This is a genomic window from Bradyrhizobium sp. USDA 4473 (assembly GCF_054063335.1).
In genome coordinates this window covers 1,619,821-1,633,851 of the sequence record NZ_JBSSGE010000001.1, presented here as the reverse complement: position 1 = coordinate 1,633,851, position 14,031 = coordinate 1,619,821, and the positions used below count along the sequence as shown (strand labels likewise).

The 14,031-nt window shown below is 64.7% G+C and carries 17 protein-coding genes; 11 read left to right on the top strand and 6 right to left on the bottom strand.

Going from position 1 to position 14,031, the window contains the following annotated elements; all coding sequences use genetic code 11:
• The first annotated feature begins 152 nt into the window (after positions 1–152).
• The 7 genes from dnaJ to ACVW17_RS07595 all read left to right on the top strand — a co-directional run bounded on the left by dnaJ (position 153) and on the right by ACVW17_RS07595 (position 5,283).
• Complete coding sequence (dnaJ, locus tag ACVW17_RS07625) at positions 153–1,280, top strand: molecular chaperone DnaJ (RefSeq protein ID WP_456751318.1); 1,128 nt, start codon at positions 153–155, stop codon at positions 1,278–1,280.
• Between the two features lie 99 nt (positions 1,281–1,379).
• A complete protein-coding gene (locus tag ACVW17_RS07620) occupies positions 1,380–1,982 on the top strand; it encodes a class I SAM-dependent methyltransferase (protein WP_021078192.1) in 603 nt (200 codons plus the stop codon).
• A 130-nt stretch (positions 1,983–2,112) separates the two neighbouring features.
• Positions 2,113–2,691: an NADPH-dependent FMN reductase gene (locus ACVW17_RS07615; RefSeq protein WP_456751317.1), complete on the top strand. Its 579-nt coding sequence runs from the start codon at positions 2,113–2,115 to the stop codon at positions 2,689–2,691.
• A gap of 6 nt (positions 2,692–2,697) precedes the next feature.
• On the top strand, positions 2,698–3,408 hold the full coding sequence (pyrF, locus tag ACVW17_RS07610) for an orotidine-5'-phosphate decarboxylase (protein ID WP_456751316.1): 711 nt from the start codon (positions 2,698–2,700) through the stop codon (positions 3,406–3,408).
• Positions 3,409–3,431: 23 nt separating this feature from the next.
• Positions 3,432–3,734 carry a DUF1330 domain-containing protein gene (locus ACVW17_RS07605; RefSeq protein WP_456751315.1) on the top strand — a complete coding sequence of 101 codons (303 nt, stop codon included), beginning with the start codon at positions 3,432–3,434 and terminating at the stop codon, positions 3,732–3,734.
• 65 nt (positions 3,735–3,799) lie between these two features.
• A complete protein-coding gene (dapB, locus tag ACVW17_RS07600) occupies positions 3,800–4,612 on the top strand; it encodes a 4-hydroxy-tetrahydrodipicolinate reductase (RefSeq protein WP_456751314.1) in 813 nt (270 codons plus the stop codon).
• A 47-nt stretch (positions 4,613–4,659) separates the two neighbouring features.
• Positions 4,660–5,283, top strand: coding sequence for a 2,3-bisphosphoglycerate-dependent phosphoglycerate mutase (locus tag ACVW17_RS07595; RefSeq protein WP_456751313.1), 624 nt, complete (start codon positions 4,660–4,662; stop codon positions 5,281–5,283).
• 136 nt (positions 5,284–5,419) lie between these two features.
• On the opposite strand, the gene ACVW17_RS07590 is transcribed toward ACVW17_RS07595, so the two are convergent.
• A complete protein-coding gene (locus tag ACVW17_RS07590) occupies positions 5,420–6,316 on the bottom strand; it encodes a methylated-DNA--[protein]-cysteine S-methyltransferase (RefSeq protein WP_456756366.1) in 897 nt (298 codons plus the stop codon).
• Here ACVW17_RS07590 and ACVW17_RS07585 point away from each other — a divergent pair.
• Positions 6,315–6,446, top strand: coding sequence for a hypothetical protein (locus ACVW17_RS07585; RefSeq protein WP_456756605.1), 132 nt, complete (start codon positions 6,315–6,317; stop codon positions 6,444–6,446). The genes ACVW17_RS07590 and ACVW17_RS07585 overlap by 2 nt on opposite strands.
• Here ACVW17_RS07585 and ACVW17_RS07580 read toward each other — a convergent pair.
• A complete protein-coding gene (locus ACVW17_RS07580) occupies positions 6,428–6,988 on the bottom strand; it encodes a DUF2244 domain-containing protein (RefSeq protein WP_456751312.1) in 561 nt (186 codons plus the stop codon). The genes ACVW17_RS07585 and ACVW17_RS07580 overlap by 19 nt on opposite strands.
• A gap of 22 nt (positions 6,989–7,010) precedes the next feature.
• Between ACVW17_RS07580 and nth the strand changes: the two genes are divergently transcribed.
• Positions 7,011–7,796 carry an endonuclease III gene (gene nth, locus ACVW17_RS07575; protein ID WP_456751311.1) on the top strand — a complete coding sequence of 262 codons (786 nt, stop codon included), beginning with the start codon at positions 7,011–7,013 and terminating at the stop codon, positions 7,794–7,796.
• 105 nt (positions 7,797–7,901) lie between these two features.
• Here nth and ACVW17_RS07570 read toward each other — a convergent pair whose 3' ends face one another.
• From ACVW17_RS07570 to ACVW17_RS07560, 3 genes are all read right to left on the bottom strand, one after another.
• Positions 7,902–8,654, bottom strand: a complete 753-nt coding sequence (locus tag ACVW17_RS07570; protein ID WP_456751310.1) for a sulfate transporter family protein — start codon at positions 8,652–8,654, stop codon at positions 7,902–7,904.
• 74 nt (positions 8,655–8,728) lie between these two features.
• Positions 8,729–10,141 carry an MFS transporter gene (locus ACVW17_RS07565; protein WP_456796991.1) on the bottom strand — a complete coding sequence of 471 codons (1,413 nt, stop codon included), beginning with the start codon at positions 10,139–10,141 and terminating at the stop codon, positions 8,729–8,731.
• Between the two features lie 149 nt (positions 10,142–10,290).
• Positions 10,291–11,214, bottom strand: a complete 924-nt coding sequence (locus ACVW17_RS07560) for a LysR family transcriptional regulator (RefSeq protein WP_456751308.1) — start codon at positions 11,212–11,214, stop codon at positions 10,291–10,293.
• A 122-nt stretch (positions 11,215–11,336) separates the two neighbouring features.
• On the opposite strand from ACVW17_RS07560, the gene ACVW17_RS07555 reads away from it, so the two are divergent.
• Together ACVW17_RS07555 and ACVW17_RS07550 are read left to right on the top strand one after the other, a co-directional pair.
• The gene (locus ACVW17_RS07555; RefSeq protein ID WP_456751307.1) at positions 11,337–12,506 is read left to right on the top strand and encodes a CaiB/BaiF CoA transferase family protein; all 1,170 of its coding nucleotides are present in this window, start codon (positions 11,337–11,339) and stop codon (positions 12,504–12,506) included.
• 7 nt (positions 12,507–12,513) lie between these two features.
• Positions 12,514–13,455, top strand: coding sequence for a hydroxymethylglutaryl-CoA lyase (locus ACVW17_RS07550; RefSeq protein ID WP_456751306.1), 942 nt, complete (start codon positions 12,514–12,516; stop codon positions 13,453–13,455).
• A gap of 108 nt (positions 13,456–13,563) precedes the next feature.
• Here the strand turns inward: ACVW17_RS07550 and nikR are convergent, their stop codons facing one another.
• Complete coding sequence (gene nikR / locus ACVW17_RS07545) at positions 13,564–14,007, bottom strand: nickel-responsive transcriptional regulator NikR (RefSeq protein ID WP_456751305.1); 444 nt, start codon at positions 14,005–14,007, stop codon at positions 13,564–13,566.
• Between the last annotated feature and the right edge of the window lie 24 nt (positions 14,008–14,031).

The following is a 14,031-nucleotide window of genomic DNA, read 5'->3' as shown; positions in this document are numbered from 1 at the left end:
CACCAATGAGCACGCCAGGCGTCTCGGAGGAGTGGGGGTCATTTTTCTTTAAGGCGATCGCTGCATCTTCGAGACAGCCGCAATCCTTGCAGGCGCAGTTCTTGCAGACCTGGTCCTGGGCGATGGCCACGAACTTCGGACGGAATTGAAGGATGTCGACCAAGCGCTGCTACTACGAGACTCTCGAGGTCGATCGGAACGCGGACGAGACCAAGCTGAAATCGGCTTTCCGCAAGCTCGCAATGAAGTGGCATCCGGACAGGAATCCTGGCGACGCCACCAGCGAGGTCCGGTTCAAGGAAATCAACGAAGCCTACGAGGTGCTGAAGGACGGCGACAAGCGCGCCGCCTATGACCGCTTCGGCCACGCCGCCTTCGAACAGGGCATGGGTGGCGGCGGCCCCGGCTTCGGCGCCGGCTTCGCTTCATCCTTCTCCGACATCTTCGAGGATCTGTTCGGCATGGCCGGGCAGCGCCGCAGCGGCGGCCGCGAACGCGGCGCCGATCTGCGCTACAACATGGAGATCACGCTCGAGGAGGCCTTCCAGGGCAAGACCGCGCAGATCGAGATCCCGGTCTCGGTCACCTGCGAATCCTGCTCGGGCACCGGCGCCAAGGCCGGCACCAAGCCGAAGACCTGCTCGCATTGCGGCGGCGCCGGCCGGATCCGGCAGGCCCAGGGCTTCTTCACGCTGGAGCGGACCTGCCCCGGCTGTCAGGGCCGCGGCCAGATGATCGAGGACGCCTGCGCGTCCTGCGCCGGCTCCGGCCGGGTGACGCGCGAGCGCACGCTGTCGGTCAACATTCCACCGGGAGTCGAAGACGGCACCCGCATCCGTCTCGCCGGCGAAGGCGAAGCCGGCGTCCGCGGCGGACCGCCCGGCGACCTCTACATCTTCCTGTCGCTGACCACGCACCAGTTCTTCCAACGTGATGGCGCCGACCTGCACTGCCGCGTGCCGATCTCGATGGTGACCGCAGCGCTCGGCGGCGAATTCGAGGTGCCGACCATCGACAAGGGCAAGACCAAGGTGAAGGTGCCGGCTGGCACCCAGTCGAGCCGACGATTCCGCATTGCATCAAAAGGCATGCCGGTGCTGCGCTCGCGCCAGACCGGTGACATGTATGTCCAGGTCGTGGTCGAAACCCCGCAGAATCTGACCAAGAAGCAGCAGGAATTGCTGATGGAGTTCGAAAAACTGTCGTCCGGCGCAACCCAGCCGGAGGCTGCGGGTTTCTTCTCTAAGGTCAAGGACTTCTTCGGAAGCCGCTCCGCCTAGCCGCAGTCGTTCTGCTTGACCGTAACGGCTTCGATCTATACGTGTTTATGACTGTTTTCTGACAACCGCTCGATTGTGCGGTCCCCGCCTGGTAGCGACATGCCTTTGCAATCGTCCGTGCGTGCGTCGAAGAAGCCCCTCCGTCTCGACGACGAGGTTCGTTTTCTCCGTTCATGGATCGAGAAGCCGCTGCACATGGGCGCGGTGATGCCGTCCGGCCGGCTGCTTGCGCGCACCATGGCGCAATATGTCGATGCTGATGCGGAAGGGCCGGTTGTCGAGCTTGGACCCGGCACCGGTGCGATCACCAACGCGCTGATCGAGCACGGCGTTGACCAGAAGCGACTCGTGCTGGTCGAATACAATCCCGGCTTCTGCGCGCTGCTGCGCGAACGCTATCCGCAGGCCAAGGTGGTCCAGGGTGACGCCTACAGGCTGCGCGATACGCTGTGGGACGTGATGAAGTCTCCGGCCTCTGCCGTGGTCTCCGGCCTGCCGCTGGTCACCAAGCCGATGCTGACCCGCCTGAAGCTGATCCGTGACGCCTTCCTCGCGCTCGCGCCCGGCGCGCCCTTCGTCCAGTTCACCTATTCGGTGGCGCCCCCGATTCCGAAGTCACTGCCGGGCGTATCCACGGAGGCCTCCGAGCGGATCTGGATGAACCTTCCGCCCGCGCGGGTCTGGGTGTATCGCAAGGGCTGACGCGTAGTCCGCAAAAGTGGGTACCGGTTTTGCGCATGGAATACGCGTAGAATCTTAGCTAAGAGCATTTTCAAGGAAAATGCTCGCCGGCGCCGTCGCGCCGGGTGCACCTTCCACCTGCGATTTCGAAATGTCCGCGCTGAAAATCCTCGTGATCCCGGGATCGCTGCGATCAGGCTCGCTCAATGCGAAGCTGGCGGCTGTGCTGGCGCATGAATTGGCGCAGCTGGGCGCCGACGTCAGTCGCATCTCGCTCGGCGATTTTCCGTTGCCGATCTATGACGGCGACCTGCAGGTCAAATCGGGCGTGCCGCAGCATGCCGTCAATCTGAAGCGGATGATCGGCGCCCATCATGGCGTGCTGATCGTGACGCCCGAATATAATTCCTCGGTGCCGGCGCTGGTGAAGAACACCATCGACTGGGTCAGCCGCGTGCAGGATCCGCAGGAAGCCCGCGGCCAGGTGTTCCACGGCCGGGCCTTCGCGATCGCAGCCGCATCCGGCAACCGGCTCGGCGGCACGCGCGCATTGGCGGCGCTGCGCCTGATCCTGTCGGCGTGCCACGCCACCGTGATCCCGAACCAGCTCGCGCTGTCATTCGCCGAGCAGGCCTATGACGATATGGATCGTCTGAAGCACCAGGGCGATATCGACGCGATGCGCGCGCTGGTGCGGCAGCTGATCGACCATTCTCAACGCATGATGTGAGGTGACATGCAGCCAGCCAAGATCGCACCCAGAGACCGGTTGATTGCGGCGCTCGATTTGCCGTCGGTCGCTGCGGCCGAGACGATGATCGACAGGCTCGGCGACAGCGTCACCTTCTACAAGATCGGCTATCAGCTCGGTTACGCCGGCGGCCTTACGCTCGCAAAGCAGCTTACCGGCAGCGGCAAGAAGGTCTTCCTTGACCTGAAGATGCACGACATCGGCAACACGGTCGCGCGCGGCGTCGAAAGCGTCGCCGGTCTCGGCGCAACCTTCCTCACCGTGCATGCCTATCCGCAGACCATGAAGGCCGCGGTCGAGGCCCGTGCCGGCTCCAGCCTGAAAATCCTCGCGGTGACGGTGCTGACCTCCTACGACGACGCAGACCTTCATGCCGCAGGCTATCGCCTCAGTGTCTCCGAGCTGGTCGAGGCGCGCGCCAGGCAGGCCCAGGCACTCGGCGTCGACGGCCTCGTCAGCTCGCCCGAGGAAGCCGCCGCGCTGCGAAAGATCGTCGGCGCGCAGATGAATCTGGTAACCCCGGGCATCCGCCCGGCGGGCTCGGCGACCGGCGACCAGAAGCGCATCATGACGCCGGCCCGCGCCATTGCCGCCGGTGCCGACTATCTGGTGGTCGGCCGTCCGGTGATGGAAGCCGCCGATCCGAAGGCGGCCGCCGAAGCCATTCACGGCGAGATCGCCCAGGCGCTCGCCTGAACCAACAACAAGGGAGAACAGAGATGGCCAAGGGATACTGGATCGGACGTGTCGACGTTCACAATGACGAGGGCTACAAGCCCTACGCGATCGCCAACCTTGCGATCTTCAAGAAGTTCGGCGGCCGCTACGTGGTGCGCGGCGGCCAGCTCAATTGCGTCGAGGGCCAGAGCCGCTCGCGCAACGTCGTGATCGAATTCCCCGACTATGCGACCGCGATGGCCTGCTACAATTCGCCGGAATACCAGGCCAACATCAAGGTGCGGCAGCCGCATTCGGTTGCCGACCTCATCATCATCGAGGGCTATGACGGCCCGCAGCCCTGATCGGGGCCAGCCGGTTCGGTTGCCGGAACAGCCCTGGCTCGCTATATCGCCTGGAGAGGTGAGCCATGGCTGACATGCGTTTGATTGTTGCGGGAGCTGGCGGTCGAATGGGCCGTACGCTGACGCGGGTGATTTCCGAAACCCCGGGGGCGGTGCTGGTCGGCGCCCTGGAAGCGCCGGGCTCGGAGCTGCTCGGCAAGGATGCCGGGATGCTCGCCGGCCTGCCCGCCAACGACGTCAAGCTGTCGGCCGACCTGTGGTCGATGTCGGCGGCCGCCGACGGCATCCTGGATTTCACCGTGCCGGCCGCGACCATCGCCAATGTCGCGATCGCGGCCGAGCGCGGCCTTGTCCATGTCATCGGTACCACCGGCCTGTCGCCGTCCGACGATGCCGTGATCCGCAGCGTCACCGATCGCGCCATCGTGGTGAAGTCGGGCAATATGAGCCTCGGCGTCAATCTGCTCGCCGCGCTGGTCAAGCGCGTCGCGCAGTCGCTCGACCAGAGCTTTGACATCGAAATTCTCGAACTGCATCACAAATCCAAGATCGACGCGCCGTCGGGCACGGCCCTGATGCTCGGCGAAGCCGCCGCCGCCGGCCGCAAGATCGCGCTCGATCAGCATTCGGCGCGCGGCCGCGATGGCCTGACCGGCGCGCGGCGTGCGGGCGATATCGGCTTTGCCTCGTTGCGCGGCGGCACCGCGGCCGGCGATCACAGCGTGATCTTCGCCGGGCCCTCGGAGCGCATCACGCTGTCACACCATGCCGAGGATCGCGCGCTGTTCGCGCAGGGTGCGCTGAAGGCGGCGCTGTGGGCGCATGGCAAGAAGCCCGCCATGTATTCGATGTCCGATGTCCTCGGCCTGAGCGACTGAGACCGCTCGACGAGATCAAATCCAGCCAAGCGAAAACGGAATCTGAAATGAGTGATCGTCTTCTTGTGCTCGTTCGTCACGGCCAGAGTGAATGGAATCTGAAGAATCTGTTCACCGGATGGAAGGACCCCGATCTCACCGAGCAGGGCATCGCCGAGGCCAACGACGCCGGCCGCAAGCTGAAGGCGCAGGGCCTGTCGTTCGATGTCGCCTTCACCTCCGATCTCACCCGCGCGCAGCACACGCTGAAGCTGATGCTGGAGCAGATCGGCCAGACCGGACTGCCGACGACGAAGAATCTCGCGCTCAACGAACGCGATTACGGCGATCTCTCCGGCCTCAACAAGGACGACGCCCGCAAGAAGTGGGGCGAGGATCAGGTCCTGATCTGGCGCCGTTCCTACGACGTGCCGCCGCCCGGCGGCGAAAGCCTGAAGGACACGCTGGCGCGCACGCTGCCCTATTACGTCCAGGAGATCCTGCCCGGTGTGCTGCGCGGCCAGCGCACCCTGATCGCCGCCCACGGCAATTCGCTGCGCGCGCTGATCATGGTGCTGGAGAAGCTGACCCCGGAGCAGATCCTCAAGCGCGAGCTCGCGACCGGCGCGCCGGTGGTCTATCGGCTCAACGCCGATTCGACCGTTGCATCGAAGGTCGATCTGGCGGGGTAGGCATCGTGTGATCCGTCATCCTGAGGAGCGCGAAGCGCGTCTCGACGGATGAATCGGCCCCGCTCGTGGCCGTCGACCCTTCGAGACGCGCGCAAGAGCGCGCTCTTCAAGGTGACGGTGAAAGAGCGGGTCCGCATTAATGCAATCCGACCTGGCCGGCTTCCCAGCCGAGCATCGCCTGCTTGCGGGTGACGCCCCAGTGATAGCCAGTCAGCGCACCGCTCTTGCCGAGTGCGCGATGGCAGGGCACCACAAACGACACCGGGTTGCGGCCGACCGCGGCGCCGACGGCGCGCGAGGCCTTTGGATTGCTGATCTTGCAAGCAATGTCGGAATAGCTCACCGCGCGGCCCATCGGGATCTTGAGCAGCGTCTCCCAGACCCGCACCTCGAAGTCGGTGCCGATCAGCACGACGCGCAGCGGCTGGTCCGCCCGCCACAGCTTCGTGTCGAACACGCGCTGGGCCAATGCGGTGGTGCCGTCGGTGTCCTCGACATAAGTCGCGTTCGGCCAGCGCCGCTTCATGTCGGCGAACGCGGTCTGCTCGCCGCCGGAATCGGCGAAGGCCAGTCCCGCGAGTCCGCGATCGGTTGCGATCACGATCGCGGTGCCGAACGGCGACGGGTGGAAGCCGTAGCGCAGGGTCATGCCGCCGCCGCCGGTCTTCCATTCGCCCGGCGACATCGCCTCGTGGGTGACGAACAGATCGTGCAGCCGTCCCGGGCCCGAGAGACCGGAGTCGAGTGCCGCGTCGAGCACGCTGGCGGAATCGCGCAACAGGTTCTTGGCGTGATCGAGCGTCAGCGCCTGCATGAAAGCCTTCGGCGTCAGCCCGGCCCAGCGGCGGAACAGATGGTGCAGTTCATCCGGCGTGACGGCGGCGGCATCGGCCATCGCTTCGATGGTCGGCTGCGTGCGCCAATGCTCCGAGATGAACGCGATGGCGCGCCGCACCGAGTCGTAGTCGCGCAGGGCGGCGCTCTGAAAGCCCGGCTTGGCCAGGCGCTGGTCATGTATCGCGAGTGTCATCATGGTGTCTGATTTAGGAGCCATGGCGCGTCCAAACCACCCGATTTCCGACAAGCACGATCCGGAGGAGTGGGACCGGTTTTCCGGCAAGATCATGCTCAAAAATGAGCTCGATCAAGCAATTGGATTGTAGGTGGGCCCGCGTTTCGCGGTATTCAATGCGGCAGTCAAGGCTTTGGAAAAGCTCGCCTTTTCGTCTGGGCTCAAGAAACTGCCGACGCTGACCCGGCGGCCCCGGGACACCAGGTAAAGCCGCTCGATGCCGAACTCCTCATGCGCGATCTGCTCGAACCGGACCCAGAGCGGATTGAGCACCCATTCCGCGACATGGCCGCGGTGGCTGACCCGGCGGATCCTCAGTTCCGACGGCGTCACGGTGATCTCCTCGCTCGCCTTGGCGGTACGAAAATTGACCTTGAACGCCCAGTAGATCACCAGCACGTCGAGGCCGAAGAAACCGAAGATCGGCCAGGCGCCGAGCCACCAGAACACCACACCGGCGATGAAGCTGATCACGGTGACGAGCGACATCAGCACGATGAAGCCGGTGCGGTTCAGCGAGCGGTGCGGCGTCAGCAGCGCCGAGAACAGCTTGGGCTCCCCCTCAAGCGCATCCGCCTCGAGGTCATTGGTCCCGAGGTCATCGCCCGGATCAAAGTCGTTGCCTGCGGTCATGACGTATCAGTATATCCCGTTCATGGCCAAAATCATCCGCTCACAACGCGTCAGCACGCCAAGCGTTCGGTCCGCGCCCAAGAAGAAGGCCGCGAAAGCGGCAAAGCCGCTGTCCAAACGCGCGGCAAAGAAGCCGGCGACCAAGGCCGCCAGGAAGGTCGCCAAGCCAAAGCCATGGACGGCGGAGGAGGTCTACGAGGTCTTCGACCGGTTCCGCAAAGCCAATCCGGAGCCGAAGGGCGAGCTCGAACATCTCAACCCCTACACGCTGCTGGTTGCGGTGGTGCTGTCGGCGCAGGCGACCGATGCCGGCGTCAACAAGGCAACCCGGCCGCTGTTTGAGGTCGCCGACACGCCGGAGAAGATGGTTGAGCTCGGCGAAGACAGGCTGCGCGACTACATCAAGACCATCGGGCTCTATCGCAACAAGGCCAGGAATGTCATCGCGCTGTCCGAAAAGCTGATTGCCGAATTCGGCAGCGAGGTGCCGCGCACCCGCGCCGAAATCGAATCATTGCCCGGTGCCGGCCGCAAGACCGCGAATGTCGTGCTCAACATGGCGTTCGGTGAGCGCACGATGGCGGTCGACACCCATGTCTTTCGCGTCGGCAACCGCACCGGTCTGGCGCCCGGCAAGACGCCGCTCGAGGTCGAGCTCGGGTTGGAGAAGGTGATCCCGACCGAGTTCATGCTGCACGCCCATCACTGGCTGATCCTGCATGGCCGTTATACCTGCCTCGCCCGCGGGCCGCGCTGCGAAGTATGTCTGATCAATGATCTCTGCCGGTGGCCGGAGAAGACCGTCTGAGCATTGACGGCTCCTGGCCGCCTTTGATCACGCGCGCATGTGCCGCCTGGCTTCGTGAAGAATGTGATGCGCAGGATCGGTCTGGAGTCGACCTCACCGCGCCGATCACCGCATCGAGATTCCCTGACGCCGGTCCGGCTCGATCAATTCGCGGCGCGGGCCTGACAGCCGCTTGTACATGTGCACCATGAAGGCCATGCCGAACAATGGCGTCGCCAGATTGACGATCGGGATCGAGACGAAGGCCGCGATGAACAGGCCGGCGGTGAACACGGTCGCCGCATTCTCCTTGCGCATCGCCTTGGCGTCATCAGGCGAGCGGAACCGCATCGCCACGAGCTCGAAATATTCGCGGCCGAGCAGCCACGCGGTCGCGATGAAGAAGATGATGAAGCCCGCGCCCGCGAACAGCACGAACGGCAGGGCGACCAGATAGACCAGGATGGTCAGCAGCGCCGTCTTGATACCCTCGATGGTCGCGAGCGTGACCGGCAGCGCCACGCCGGGATGGTCGGCCGGATAATGCTCGCGCTCGACATGGTCGGCGACATCGTCGACGAACAGGCTGGCCACCAGCGAGGTGATCGCGGGCATCAGGAAGATGCCACCGAGCACGACGCCGAGGCCGGCCGAGATCGAGATGATCCAGGACAGCACATGCAGCGTGGAATGGAAATTGGGGCCGAGCATGCCTTCTGCCCAGACCTCGCCGGCATCGGCAAGCCAGCTCAGCAGCCGCTGCAATCCGATTGCCAGCACGGTGATCAGCACCAGCGCAAGCCCGATCGAGCGCCACAGGATGCTGCGCATCGGCGGCGACAGGATTTGCGAAAGCGCCTTGACGGCGGCGTCGAACACGACCGGGTTACCTCTGGCAAGTGGACGTGCGAGAGGTAGCCACCCATTATGGCTTCGGCAAGTGCCGAAAGGTTCTAGGCGTCGAGCGGCTTGCCGCGGACGTGGGGTCCCCAGACACCAATGGCAATGATCACGATCACCATCGCGGCGGTGATCAGGCCGAACACCCCGATGACGCCGGCCTCCTTCAACATGAACGCCACGATGAAGCCGGAGAAGGTCGCGCTGAGCCGGCTCATCGAATAGACGAGGCCCGCCGCGCGGGCCCGGATCGCGGTCGGGAACACCTCGGTCTGGTAGGCATGATAGGCGTAGGACAGCGTCATGTTGGCGCCGGTCACCAGCACGCCGCTCGCAATCAGCAGCACCGGTTCGGTGAGCTGCGCGAAGGCGAGGCCGAACACCGAGATCGCTGCGGCCGCGCCGCAAATGATCCATTTGCGTTCGAGGCGGTCGGCGAAGGTTGCGGCCAGCAGCGGCGCCAGCGGATAGGCGACCGCGATGATGAAGGAATATTGCAGGCTCTTGGTGACGTTGATGCCCTTCTCGACCAGCAGCGCCGGAACCCAGTTGGAGAAGCCGTAGACGCCGAACGCCTGGCACAGGTTGAAGATCATGAAGAGCACGACGAGCGAAGCATAAGGCGGCCGGAACAGGTCGGCATAGCCGGTTTCGATCGCCGCGCGTGCCGGCATGGTCGTAGCCGTTGAGGCAGGTCGCGGTGTCGTGGTGCCTGATGCGGCCTCGAGGGTCCGCATGATTTTTTCGGCCTCGGCTGCACGGCCGTGGCGGGCAAGCCAGAGTGGGCTTTCCGGCACGTAGAGCCGCAGGACCCAGATGATCATGCTGGCGGCGGCGCCGATCAGCACCACCCAGCGCCAGCCGTCGATGCCGTGGGGCGAGAGCGGCACCAGCCACCACGACAGTGCGGCGACGATCGGGACTGCCGACAGCATCACCGCCTGGTTGATCGCAAACGCCCGGCCGCGCATCCAGCTCGGCACCAGCTCGGTGATGTAGGCATCGATGGTGATGACCTCGATGCCGATCCCGATTCCGGCGATGAAGCGCCATAGCAGCAGGCCGCCCGGTGTGGTCTGGCACGCCATGATCACCGACGCCGCGCTGTAGAACAGCAGCGAATATGTGAAGACGGCCTTGCGCCCGTAGTGATCGGCGAGAAAGCCGAGGCAGAAGGTGCCGATGAACAGGCCGGCAAAGGTCGCCGCGACGAAGGCGCCGATCCCGGAAAAGCCGAAGAAGGCCTGCGTCGTCGTGGTCATCAGCCCGCTGCGGGCGAGGCCCGGCGCGATGTAACCTGTGAAGAACAGGTCGTAGATCTCAAAGCAGCCGCCGAGCGAGAGCAGGATCACCAGCCGCCAGACATAACCGGACGCAGGCAGCGCCTCGAGCCGTCGCGAGATCTCGTCGGGCCTGCTTGTCGTCGTGGCAAGATCGATCGCAGAGCCGACATCGACGGCGCTCATTCCGCTCCTCCCCAGGTGCGCTGGCGGCAGCCTTTCTTGGGAAGGCGTACCGGTTCGGCCATGTTTGGCAGCCGGGAGCCAGAAATCCAGACGAACATATCGAAGGGATCGTTCGATATTTTCGATGGGGCTATCCGACACGCGCGATTCTAGATCAGAAGCGTCGCCTCCCAGTCGCCACGGCCCACCTGGTCTGCGATCAGGGCGCGGATCAGCCGGCACATTTCCTCCATGACGTAGGTCATCGGGCGGTTGCGCAAGCGGCAGAGATAAAGCGTGCGGGTCAGCTTCGGTTCGACCACCTCGCGGGCGACCAGCAGCCGGGCCTTCAACGGCTCCTTGACGAAATGCGTCGTCGCGATCGTGCAGCCGAGGCCCGCGGTCAACGCGCCGATCATACCGCTGGTGGAATTGAGGTGCATGATTGCGTTGGCTTCCAGCCGCTTCAGCGGCACCGGATCGTCCAGCAGCGCACGCGCCGACAGCCCATGCCGCAACAGGATCAGCGGCAGCTGCGCGACCTCCTCGAAGCTGATTGGTGCCTTCTTGCCGATCAGCTTCTCGGTGCCGACGCAGAACATCTGCTCCTCCAGCACGGGCTCGGCGATCAGGTCCTTTTCCGAGGGCGGGTTGTAGACCAGCGCGAGATCGACCTCGGAGCTCATCAGATGCAGCAGCGTCGCACCCGACAGGCTCTCGGTCAGCGACAGCTTCAGGTTGGGATATTTCGTCAGCACGGTCCGCATCAGCGGCACGCCGATCGCCTTCATCGCCGAATTGGCCATGCCGATCGAGATGTCGCCGGCGATCGCGCTGCCGCCGTCCTTGATCTCGCGCTCGGCCGCCGCCATCGCGCGCAGGATGATGCGGGCATGTTCATAGAGCCGCTCGCCCGCCGCGGTCGGTTCCATGCCGCGCGGCTTGCGCTCGAACAGCGGCGTGGCGAATTCCGCTTCCAGATTGGCGATGTGGTGGCTGAGCGCGGATTGCGCGACATTGGCCTGATCTGCGGCCCGCGACAGGTTGCGCTGCTCGTAGACCGCGATGAAGTAACGAAGCTGGCGCGAATCCATGCTGGCTCAGCGTTCTAGAACGACGAATGCACTATTCGACAGATTATATTTTTCAGATAGCGTGCGGAAGCCTAACCTGCGCCAAACCACTCAAAACGAGCGCAACGAGCACGGAGAAACCGATGACCGGGAGCGGACTGCCGCTGGAAGGCGTGAGGGTCGTCGAGATGACCCACATGGTGATGGGGCCGACCTGCGGCATGATCCTGGCGCAGCTCGGCGCCGAGGTGATCAAGGTCGAACCCCCCGCAGGTGACAAGACCCGCTCGCTCGGCGGCATGGGCGTCTCGTTCTTCCCGCTGTTCAACCGTGGCAAGCGCAGCGTCGTGCTCGATCTCGCCAAGGCGGACGATCGCGACACGATGCACCAGCTGCTCGCCGGCGCCGACGTGTTTCTGGAGAATTTTCGCGACGGCCAGCTCGACAAGCAGGGGCTCGGCGCAGATGAGTTGCGTGCGAAATATCCGCACCTGATCATCGCCGGCCACAAGGGCTTTCTCTCCGGACCTTACGATCATCGCCCGGCGCTCGACGAGGTCGTGCAGATGATGTCGGGACTCGCAACGATGACCGGCACGCGCGACAAGCCGCAGCGCGTCGGCTCTTCCGCCAACGACATCATGGGCGGCATGTTCGGGGTGATCTCGATCCTTGCCGCGCTCTACCAGAAGCGGGGCGGCAACGGGAACGGCGCCGACATCCGCATCGGTCTGTTCGAGAACTGCCTGTTCCTGGTCGCCCAGCACATGGTCGAGTACGAGATGACCGGGCGCAAGCCGCGCTCGATGCCGGAGCGCGAGCATGCCTGGCCGATCTACGACATCTTCGACGCCGCCGGCGGCGACCGCATCTTCATCGGCGTCGTCACCGAAGGCCATTGGCAGAACTTCTGCCGCGAGTTCGGTCTGGCGGAGCTCGCCGACGATCCGACGCTGCGCTCCACCACCGACCGCATCATGGCGCGCGACCGGATCCTTCCGCGCGTGGCCGAGGTAATCAAAGGCTGGAACGTGGCCGACCTTTCCGCGCGGCTCGACGCGCTCAATATCTGTTTCTCGCCGATCAACCGGCCCGAGGATCTGCTCAGGGATCCGCATGTGCTGCGGCCCGGCGGACTGGTCAACAATGTCAACGCCGACGGCAAGCCGTTCCGCGTCCCCGCGCTGCCGGTTGAGTGGAACGGCCACAATATCGGCGAAGGCCTGACAGTGCCGGTGCTCGGCGTCGATACCGATGCGGTGCGCGCCGAGCTCGCCCAACGGAAGATCTCATCAACCGGAAACGCCGCGTGAGGCTGACATGACCCGTGTCCACGATATCTATCCCAACGACAGAGTGAGCCTGCGCGAGGTCGGTCTGCGCGACGGCCTGCAACTGGTGAAGACGTTCCCATCGACCGAGGCGAAGCAGCGCTGGGTGCGCGACGAATATGCCGCCGGCGTCCGGCATTTCGAAGTCGGCTCGTTCCTGCCGGCGAAAACCTTCCCGCAATTCGTCGATGTCCGCGACGTCGTCGCCACAATCGCATCGCTGCCCGGCGCGCATGGCGTCGCGCTGGCGCTGAACGAGCGCGGCGTCAACGAGGCGCTGGCGTCTGGCGTCGCCGAGATCGCCTCGGTAGTGTCGGCGACGGAGGAGCATAGCCAGGCCAATGCCAACCGCTCGCGCGAGTCGGCGATCGAGAACATCAAGCGCCTCTGCGAGCTGCGTGACGCATCTGCGCACAAGCCGCTGGTCAATGCCGCGATCTCGATGGGGCTGGGCTGCTCGATCGTCGGCGCGGTCGATCCGAAGGAGGTGCTGCGCCTCACCGAGGAGCTCTACGAGGTCGGGGTCGACATGGTCGCGATCGCCGATACCGTCGGCTATGCCGGGCCGAAGGCGGTCGGCGAATTGACACGCGGCGCGGTGAAGATCGCCGGCTCCAGGCCGGTCTGCGTGCATTTGCACGACACCCGCGGCATGGGCATCGCGAACGCGTCCGCTGCGCTCGATGAAGGTGCCCGCGTGCTCGACGGCTCGCTTGGCGGCCTCGGCGGCTGCCCGTTCGCGCCGGGCGCGACCGGCAATGTCGTGTTCGAAGACCTCGTCTTCCTGTGCGAGAGCAAGGGATTTCCGACCGGCATCGATCTCGATCGCCTGGTCGAGGTGCGCGCGATCCTGAAATCAGAGATGCCGAACGAGCAGCTCTATGGCGGCCTCGCCCGCGCCGGCCTGCCGCGCGGCACCAGGGCGGCGTAAGGAGACCCGTAGCCCGGATGGAGCGAAGCGCAATCCGGGACGCTTCGTTCGCGGGCGCAAGATCCCGGATTGCGCTACGCTTCATCCGGGCTACGAAACAATGCAGCCTCAATCATGCGTGTGCCCATGACCCCGCTTGCGCGGCTTCTTGTCTGGGACGGTCGGGATCATCACGACGCGGCCGTAGCGCACGCCGCGCTCAGCGATGATGTGGTCGGCGAGATGGCGAACCTCGCCGCTCGGGCCTTTCAGCGCCGTCACCTCCATGCAGCTGTCGTCGTCGAGATGGACATGCAGTGTCGCCAGCGACAGGTTGTGATGGCCGTGGAAATTCTGCACCAGCCGCTTCGACAGATCGCGCGCGGCGTGGTCGTAGACATAGACCAGCGCCGCGACGCATTGGCCTGACGGCGCTTCCTCCGTGCTCTGCTGCAGACCGGCGCGCGCGAGGTCGCGGATGATCTCGGAGCGGTTCTGATAGCCGCGCGCCTCGGCGGCGGCGTCGATCTCCGCGAGCAGATCATCCTCGATGGTGATGGTGATGCGTTGCATGGACTATCCGTGTTGCTGAGCATC